Source organism: Bradyrhizobium sp. (assembly GCF_019244115.1).
Lineage (GTDB): Bacteria > Pseudomonadota > Alphaproteobacteria > Rhizobiales > Xanthobacteraceae > Bradyrhizobium.
In genome coordinates this window covers 1-3,025 of sequence record NZ_JAFATE010000521.1, presented here as the reverse complement: position 1 = coordinate 3,025, position 3,025 = coordinate 1, and the positions used below count along the sequence as shown (strand labels likewise).

Sequence of the window (3,025 nt, the reverse complement as noted above, 5' to 3'; positions counted from 1 at the left end):
GCGCTTGCCCCGATGACATCGATCGCCGACGCGCTGTCGGTGAGCGCGGCGAGGCCGCAGATTGCAGGAAAGCCGTTCGAATATGGTTGGATCCGCGGCGCGGCGTCGGCTGCATTCGCCTCCGGCACCATCATCATTGGACAGTTCATTCGGCCTGACCATCTCGACTCCGTCGTCTGGCTGAATGCAATGCTGCTCCTGGCCGCGGCCGCCGCGACCGCATTGCTGCCGCCTGTCCGCACGCCCGCCGAGCCACGAACGAGCAAGTCGGCCGATCGGATGGGGATGCATCCGCTGCTACGGATCCCGCGCTTTCGCAGTGTCCTTACGGTCTCCGCGCTGGTTTACGGCAGCCACGCCATGCACGATGCGTTTGCCGTGATCCGCTGGAGCGATTCCGGGATCGCTGCGCCGGTCATCAGCCTGTTGTGGTCGGAAGCCGTCGCGGCGGAAGTCGTCGTGTTTTTTCTCCTCGGACCGGCCCTGGTCCACCATCTCGGCGCGCGCGGAGCGGCGAGCGTGGCGGCTTTCGCAGGGATCGTGCGATGGATGGTTGCGGGCACCACGACGTCGGTCCTGCTGCTGTCGCTGGTGCAGCCGCTCCATGGACTGACCTTCGCGCTGCTTCATCTTGCCTGCATGCGCATCCTCGGTGCCGTCGTGCCGACAAAACTGTCGGCCACGGCGCAAACGGTCTACGCATTCGGTTCGGGGCTCGTCACGGCGGTGATCACCGCGATGTCGGGGGTGCTGTACGCGCGCTATGCCGGCGCCTCCTTTGTTGCGATGGCGGGGCTCTGCGCCGCAGCGCTCCCCTTTGCGTGGCTGGGATTCGGCGCGGGGTCGCCGCCGCCTGGAGGCGGCGTGGCAAGGGCAGGGTCGCTCTGAGCGCCCCGAGCGTTCTGGAACTCGCTCGGCCGGGGCTCGTTGACGTTGGACCTCACACAATCGAGCGTCGCACGCAACGGAGGATCGCATGCCTGCACCCGACGAGCATATCTACAAGATCCTGGAGCTGGTCGGCTCCTCCGAAAAAGGCATCGACGATGCCATTCAGAACGCCATATCCCGCGCCTCAAAAACGATACGCGAGATGAAATGGTTCGAGGTCGTGCAGATGCGCGGCCATATCGAAGGCGGAACAGTTCGCCACTATCAGGTCGTGCTGCGCGTCGGATTTACCCTGGAAGGCTAGGGCCGCGTCGCGCAATCGAAGTTTGCACGTCCGCGAATGCTGATTCTATGGCCGGTGTCTAGTCCTCTTCGTAAAAATTTTTTGCTTCCGTTTTTCGGAAATGTGTGGTTTGATCCTGACCATCCCGCCTCGATGCAGAGGGCGTATCGCGATCGTCACGAGACGTGAGGCGGGGATGCGGTGGACGCGTTGGTCTCGCCCGACGAGCGAAGCCGACGCGGACGCGAAGGCGTGTGGTCCTGGCCTCCCGACGCTGAGGTCAAGTTCGCGAGATGATGATCTCGTGGGCGATGGGAGCAAGAAAGCCCGGTTCCCAAGGAGAGCACGCTATAAGCGTTAAAACCATCGCGCAGGGAATGCCGGATGTTTCGGCTGAACCTGTGGTAACTGCCGCCTGCTTTTTTTCTGCAGGCGGGCCATGGGGGCGGCCAGCACCCGGCATTCCCTGCGCCCTCTCGTCTTGGGGGCGACATCAGATGCAAAGCTCGGACGCGATTTGCGCCGCGAGAACGCTGAAGCATGCGCCGAAATACGTGTCGTGCTCTCGCTGTCATTGCCCGCGAAAAGCGGGCAATCCAGTATTCCAGAGACGTCAGTGATAGAGCGGATAAGCCTCGGCGTACTGGATCGCCCGGTCAAGCCGGGCGACGACAGGTTTGCCTCATGCGGGACAGGCGAGGGGACCATTCTCGCCCAGCTCCTCACTCCCGCAGCAGCCATGCCGCCGCATCCTGCCACAGCGTGTCGCGATGCTCGCTCCGGAAGAAGCCGAAATGACCGATCTTTTTGACACCCACATCGTCAGGAGCGATCGTCAGAATCTCGGGCCTGATCGCGTCAAAGCCCGAGCAGAGCAGGGCGACCGCGGCTGGCGTCGCCCAGGGGTCGTCGGCAAAACACAGCGCGCGCAGTTTACCCGTGTAGTTGGAAAAATTCGTCACCCGGCCGACCAGCGAGGCGTCGTCGAACAGATAGCGCGGCTTCATGACCCAGCGCGCCCATTGCAGAAACACTTCCTTGGGCAGGTCCTCGCCGATCCCGCTCCAGGCTGGCGCATAGCCCAGGGTGTTGGTCAGGGGAACGCCGATCAGATTGAGATAGGTCCAGACCCGGTAGCGCTCGGGCGCGGTCATCAGCTTCCAATACGCGGCCTGGGAGGCGACGAAGAGCGCCCGCGACACCTCGGCATTGTTAGTGAGAAGCCCGAGCGCCTGGCCGCCGAAGGAATGGCCGAAATAGTTGAGCGGCAGGTGTTGGTAGCGCTGGCGCATCCAGCTGACGGCGGCCGTCACGTCGAGCATGGCCCAGTCTGCCATCGACGCTCTGAAGCCGACCAGCGATTTCGGCCGGTTGAAGCCGACGACATCTTTTTGGCGCGAACCGCCGATGCCGCGATAGTCGTATGTGAGGACCGCAGCCCCGTGCTGGGCGAGATAGGCCGCAAACCCCCGGTAGATTTTTCGCGGGGTGGCGGTCGCCGAATTGATCAGCACCGCGTACCGTTTCGGGCCGCGCGGCAGGAACAGCGTGGCGGCGAGCGGATAGCCGTCGACAGCCGGGACGAGAATATCGTCGCGGAAGACGTCGTCCTGCGCCGCGTCAGTCACGAACCGAGCCCCTTCTTGACCTCCGGCGTCAAGAAAGGCGAATTTGGCTTTTACCGCAAGGATTTGTCGCCGCATTTGATTTCCAAGTGGCAGGAGCCTTGCGGCCTGTGTATATAGCGGTGCTTCGGAACCGCCGATAAGTCGCGGTTTTGCTTGAGGAGTTTGTGATGTCCGAGCGGTGGACGCCTGACAGCTGGCGCGCAAAGCCGGTAAAGCAGATGCC

General features: G+C 63.1%; 3 protein-coding genes. 2 read left to right on the top strand and 1 reads right to left on the bottom strand.

Going from position 1 to position 3,025, the window contains the following annotated elements; all coding sequences use genetic code 11:
• Together JOZ76_RS23150 and JOZ76_RS23145 are read left to right on the top strand one after the other, a co-directional pair.
• On the top strand, positions 1–888 hold an 888-nt coding region (locus tag JOZ76_RS23150; protein WP_291702256.1), incomplete at its 5' end, for an MFS transporter.
• Positions 889–976: 88 nt separating this feature from the next.
• Positions 977–1,195, top strand: a complete 219-nt coding sequence (locus JOZ76_RS23145) for a dodecin (RefSeq protein ID WP_291702254.1) — start codon at positions 977–979, stop codon at positions 1,193–1,195.
• A gap of 701 nt (positions 1,196–1,896) precedes the next feature.
• Here the strand turns inward: JOZ76_RS23145 and JOZ76_RS23140 are convergent.
• The gene (locus JOZ76_RS23140; protein WP_291702258.1) at positions 1,897–2,802 is read right to left on the bottom strand and encodes an alpha/beta hydrolase family protein; all 906 of its coding nucleotides are present in this window, start codon (positions 2,800–2,802) and stop codon (positions 1,897–1,899) included.
• Positions 2,803–3,025: the final 223 nt, after the last annotated feature.